The organism is Anaerolineales bacterium (assembly GCA_022866145.1).
In the GTDB taxonomy this organism is placed as follows: Bacteria; Chloroflexota; Anaerolineae; order Anaerolineales; family E44-bin32; genus PFL42.
Window position 1 is genome coordinate 1 of record JALHUE010000341.1, and the last position, 5235, is coordinate 5235.

The 5235-nt window shown below is 67.0% G+C and carries 6 protein-coding genes; all 6 read left to right on the forward strand.

Going from position 1 to position 5235, the window contains the following annotated elements; all coding sequences use genetic code 11:
• Positions 1-465 (forward strand): hypothetical protein (locus MUO23_10595; protein ID MCJ7513403.1); only part of this gene is annotated, 465 nt, incomplete at its 5' end.
• Positions 466-1069: 604 nt separating this feature from the next.
• Entirely contained in the window at positions 1070-1732 is a 663-nt protein-coding gene (locus MUO23_10600) for a class I SAM-dependent methyltransferase (GenBank protein MCJ7513404.1), read from the forward strand.
• 111 nt (positions 1733-1843) lie between these two features.
• A complete protein-coding gene (locus MUO23_10605; protein MCJ7513405.1) occupies positions 1844-2980 on the forward strand; it encodes a hypothetical protein in 1137 nt (378 codons plus the stop codon).
• Positions 2981-3855: 875 nt separating this feature from the next.
• Positions 3856-4080, forward strand: coding sequence for a CDGSH iron-sulfur domain-containing protein (locus MUO23_10610; protein MCJ7513406.1), 225 nt, complete (start codon positions 3856-3858; stop codon positions 4078-4080).
• Positions 4081-4222: 142 nt separating this feature from the next.
• The gene (locus MUO23_10615) at positions 4223-4696 is read left to right on the forward strand and encodes a DUF2721 domain-containing protein (GenBank protein MCJ7513407.1); all 474 of its coding nucleotides are present in this window, start codon (positions 4223-4225) and stop codon (positions 4694-4696) included.
• A gap of 115 nt (positions 4697-4811) precedes the next feature.
• The coding region (locus tag MUO23_10620) for a nitroreductase/quinone reductase family protein (protein MCJ7513408.1) at positions 4812-5235 on the forward strand (424 nt) is incomplete at its 3' end.

A 5235-nucleotide genomic window follows, 5' to 3' on the forward strand; every position in this document is an offset into this window, starting at 1 on the left:
CAGCAACAGGTGCTCCAGGCTTGTCTGCAGGCGATCGAGATGACTGGCGGGCGGGCGGTCCTCAGCTCGGAAGATCTGTCCGAGTCCCAGGAGGATCTCCCGAGGTCCGTGCTCTCGATCGGCGAAGTGCCGCACGGCTGGCTGTTTCCCCGGATGGCCGCCATCGTCCACCACGGCGGCGCCGGAACGACCGGCAACGCACTGCGCGCCGGCGTGCCAAGCGTCGTTGTACCCTTCACGGCTGACCAGGCTTTTTGGGGGAGGCGGGTCAGCCTGCTGGGTGTGGGGCCGCCGCCTATTCGCGTCGGTGAGTTGCGGGCAGACAGGCTGGCGCAGGCACTGCGCCAGGCCCTGACGGATCCCGGGATGCGGGCGCGGGCGGCGGACCTTGGGGAGCGAATCCGCGTCGAGCGCGGCGTCGAACAGGCCGTGGCGTTTGTGAGGGAGATTGTCGGCCCGCCGTGAGACCTGAACCCGCCTGTGCGCGAGCCCGCGCTGAACCGCCAGCTTGGCCTCGGTGAGGCCGGACCCGTCAGGTCCTGCGATCCAGGTCACCTCGCGGCGTGGCGAGGTCCTCGCAGCTATGCGGACCGTCCTGGCTGCCTGCCGCCGCCCAGCATGGGGATGAAGAGCTGATCGACTTGCTGCTGGGTCCGGCTCGGATCCTGGCGCGGTTGCCTCCGATGGCCGGACGCCCCGCGACCTGGCGCAGGTTGCAGGACAGGAGGCGCTCGCGGTCCGGCTGGCCTCGCTCACCCTGTAGGGGGGCGTCGGCGACGAGCTGCGGGCCAGCCGGCTCCGGCCCACCGCCCTACGTCCCGTTCTGCCGTCAGGTCCTTGGCACACGGGCCGAACCCGCTGGGTCTCGCGCAACCCACCGACCCCTTTCCAGGCAGATGGGAGGTCCTGGCCGTTGCCCCCGGCCTGTCTGGGGGTTGGGGTTAGAGCCGGGTCCCTTCCTCCGGTATCATTCGGTGTGGACAGACGACTTCCGGCCGGCTACGGCCGTAGCTTGCGGAGGTTGATCCGGGACGAGCGCGTCCAAATATCCGAGAGGCTTTCGGCAAACATGCTGCGCAGAACCTACGACCCATCCTACTTTGACTCCGTTCTCTTCCGCACGAAGGCCGCATCTCAGCGCAATCGAAAGCGCATCCAGTTGATCCTCTCCCGGCGGCCGGCTGGGGAGCTCCTGGAGATCGGTTGCGGCAAGGGTCACTTGCTCCAACTCGCTTCCCACTCCTTCTCGGTGTCGGGTTTTGAGCTGTCGGGTTATGCGACCCAGGCCCTCGACCCGGCCGTTCGCGAGCGGATCACGATCGCCGACATCGAGCGCGTCTCTCTCCCGACGAGCCAGTACGACGTGGTTGTGGCCTTCAATGTGCTGGAGCATCTGGAATCCCCCGGACCCGTCTTGAAGGGAATCTGTCAAGCCCTGAAGCCGGAAGGGGTGCTGGTCGGCTCGGTTCCGCTCAAACACAGTCTGGTCGGGCACCTGCATACCGCCCTGACGAACGTCTTCGACCGGACCCATCGATCCACGCTCAGTCTGCGGAAGTGGCAGCAGGCGTTCCGCGCGGCGGGCTTTCCTGAACAGGACCTATTCGGCGAGATCCAGTTAGGCCCCAACCATGCCCTGTACGTGCGCACTCCGGCCTGGCAGCACATCAGCCTCAACCTGGTGTTCGTCCTCGCTGGGGAGGCCTCCCTAGCAGGAAGTGCGGCCGCGTGACCACGCAGGTGCGGGCGCGGCCTTCGGGGAGATTCGGGAATCGGGGTCTGCGTGCAGTGACGAGCCTGGGTTGTTCGGCGCCAACTGACCTACACCCGGTGGAGGCGCGTTGTGAGTCGGCGGGCTGAGTTCATCTCCTATAGCCCCCGGTCCATCCTGAACAAGAGCAAGCGGCCGGACTCCTGGTTCTGGGCCCGCTACAGCGCCTACCCGTACGTCGGCTGCCAGCACGGCTGTTCTTTCTGCTACTGCCGCGAACGCAAGTACGCTCCGTATGACGACCCCGAGGACTTCGCCTACGTCATCAAGGTCAAGACAAACGCTCCCGAGTTGCTGCGCCGTGCGCTCGGGCGACAGCCCGTTGACTTGGTTTTCACCGGAGACTATCAGCCGGCCGAACGCAAGTTCGGCTTGTCCCGCAGGATGCTCGAAGTGTGCTGCGACCTGGGCTTTCCGGTGTTCGTGCTCGAGCGCTCGCCGCTGGTCTTGCGGGATCTGGATGTGCTGCAGTCCATCCAGGCCAAGGCGCCCAGCGTCGTTGCTTTCAGCGTGATCGCCGCGCCGTGTTCGAGCGCCGAACCGGCCGTCAGGCAGTTCGAGCGCCTTGCGCCACCGGCCGCGCGGCGGTTCAAGGCGATGGAGCGAATTGCGCAGGCGGGGATCCTCACCGGCACCTGTGCCATGCCGCTCCTCCCCGGTATCACCGACAACCCGCTAGACCTGGAGACCCTGGTGCGCTGGACGGCAGACCATGGCGGCCGCTTCGTGCTTGCCGGAAGCCTGACGCTGGCCGATGTGCAGCGCGAGTACTTCCTGGCGCAGCTGCAGAAGCAGCAACCTCAGCTGCTCAGCCACTATCACGCCCTCTATCCACCGGGAAGCTACGCACCCGCCACAGAAGCGGGCAGGCGCCTGGCGAGGACGGTGCGTGAGCTGTGCCAGCGCCATGGGCTCTCCGACCGTATTCCCCGCCCTGTCATCCCGGGTGACCGGCGCGAATGCAGTCGGCGGTTGGCAGAATGGCTGGCGAACAGGTGCTACGACCTCGAGCTCGAGGCCGCGCCACCAAGCCAGGTCTGGGCCTATCGAAAGGCGGCCTGGGCGGTGGAGGATCTCGAGCCAGGCGTAGACCGGGTGTACCAGGCGATGGGGCGCCGAGGTCTGGAACAAGTCCCGGGTATCGGGCCGCGGCTTGCAGGCGAAGTCGAACGCTGGCTTCAATTAGCCGATCCGCCAGCCCGCCTCTGAGCAGCCCATCAGGAGGGGTTCATCCGGGGATGACCTCGCCCGGGCGCGGCCTCCGGATGCAGGCTGCATCGGTGCGAGACCATCCAGGGCGGTCTTGGTTCGGCGTCGGCCTGACGGCGCTGCCTTGCAGAGACTCCGCGGCAGCATGCCGGGGTGCGGGTTGGCCGGCTTCCGGCTCGAGTGATCCAGGAAATTGTCGACTGCTGCTCGACCCGCCTCGGCCTTGCCGACAAACCCAATCGGCCGAAAGGTCCCGCCCGCCAGGGTGTGCCGCGGTGGAGATCCGCGGGGTGGACCAGGGACGAATCCCGGCAGAGGTCCGGACTGCCGGCAGCGCACGCGCGCTGAGGTGCCGTGCCTCCGCCGGCTGTCGCGTGGGGTGCCCTCAGGAGTACACGCGGCGGGACGTCGGGTGGCAAATTCGCCTGCTGTCATTGTCGCCGCGCTCCAGGCTGGCGCCTGATTGACCCACCTCGATCGGGGCACGGGGGATGGGAATCCGTGGCTGCGTTTCTCCTGCCCCGTGGCCGAGCACGTTGATGAAGAAAGCTGCTCACACCGACGAGAACCCCAGAAGCACGCGCTCTTCTCAGGTGCTGCCACGTTATCGGCAGCCTCCTGGGATTGGACTAAGGACCGGTAAGCTCGTCCACGCGCGGCGGCCTGGCATCGCATCCAGCCAGGGCCGGCTGCCGCCGCCGGGCTTTGGGCTTGAGGCAAGACTGTGCGGGCGCGCGGTCGCTTTCTAGGCCGCTGCTTGACGCCGTCGCCGACTTGCGGCACAGTCTGAGGTGGCCGCGCCCTCGGCGGCTGGCGCAGGGTTCGGATGACAAGCGAGCACAGATGTTGCGACCGAAGGTTGGCGGAGGTGATCGATGGGTGAGCTGAGAATTCAGGCCAGGTTGAACGGGCCGCTGCGGGTCCCTGGTCCGCTGACGGTGCGGGACGAATCGGGTGCGGAGAGGAAGATCGAGCAGGAACTGGTTTCCCTCTGCCGGTGCGGCGGGTCCAAGGACAAACCATTGTGCGACAGCGCACACCGCAGCAACGGGTTCACAGCCCCGGCCGTTACCCTGGAGCTGGAACGGCCGGCGCCGTGAGGGTGTTGGCGGATCGGACACCTGCGGCGGAGGCCCACGCCCCAGCCTACGAAATCCGGGCGGCCGAGCGACGGCAGGCGGCCTGCTGGCTCCCCGATCGGCACGTGCCGCAGACGGCGCCGCCGCGCGGCAGGGAGGGAGAATGATGGTACCTTCAGTCCAAGAGTTGATTCCGGTCTTGCAGACGGCCATCGGGCCAGTGATCTTGATCTCCGGGATCGGCCTGCTGCTGCTGACGATGACCAACCGGTTGGGTCGGGCGATCGACCGGGCACGCATCCTGTCGGCTGAACTGCTGATAGCCGATGCACCAGGCAGGGCCAGGATTGGACGCCAGCTGGATATCCTTTGGGCGCGAGCCCGGATGATCCGCCTCTCCATCTCTCTAGCAGCAATCAGCGCCCTGAGCGCGGCCATTCTGGTCATCGTGTTGTTCGTGACGGCCTTGCTCTCCGCCAACTCCGCCTGGCTGATCGCGGCAATGTTCGCGACCTGCATGGCGAGCCTGATCGGCTCCCTGCTGGTATTCCTGCATGACATCAACCAGTCCCTGGCAGCGCTCAAGCTGGAACTTGAGGGGGCGAGACCGCCCGGTTCGGACTCGAGGTGGGGCTAGGTCCCCGCCAGCGTCGGTGTCCCATCCAGGCGGTGGGGGAACCGCGGGGCGGGCTGGGTGCGAAGCCGAAGGCCGGCAGGCGTAGGACGGCCGAGTAAGAGAGGAGGCCGAGTCGATGGGACAGAACCTGGGGAATCGAATTGTCACCGCAATCGTGCGCTCGCCGCTTCATCCGATCCTCGGACCTGACTTCGCGTTGATCGAGTTCACCGGGCGCCGCAGCGGGCGAACCTACACGACGCCCATCAACGCCTTTGCCGAAGGCGACGGGTACCTGGTCATCAGCCGCGCCGACCGGATCTGGTGGCGCAACCTGCGGGATGGCGCCAGCGCAATGCTCAGGCACAAGGGCGTCGAGCAGTCGGTGAAGGCCGAGGTCATTGACAGCCCGGGCGAGGTCGAGCATCAACTCAAGCGTCACTTGGCCGCCAGGCCAGCGCACGCCCGCTACTTTGGGCTCGCGACGGATGCTAGCGGACAGCTCGACCCGGCCCGGCTGGCCCAGGCCAGTCGGGGGCGAGTCTTCATCCGCTTGAGCA

Excerpts from the sequence above, each read along its gene's own strand:
- MUO23_10600 (MCJ7513404.1), top strand. The coding sequence starts at position 1,070 with ATGCTGCGCAGAACCTACGACCCATCCTACTTTGACTCCGTTCTCTTC.
- MUO23_10610 (MCJ7513406.1), top strand. The coding sequence starts at position 3,856 with ATGGGTGAGCTGAGAATTCAGGCCAGGTTGAACGGGCCGCTGCGGGTC.
- MUO23_10615 (MCJ7513407.1), top strand. The coding sequence starts at position 4,223 with ATGATGGTACCTTCAGTCCAAGAGTTGATTCCGGTCTTGCAGACGGCC.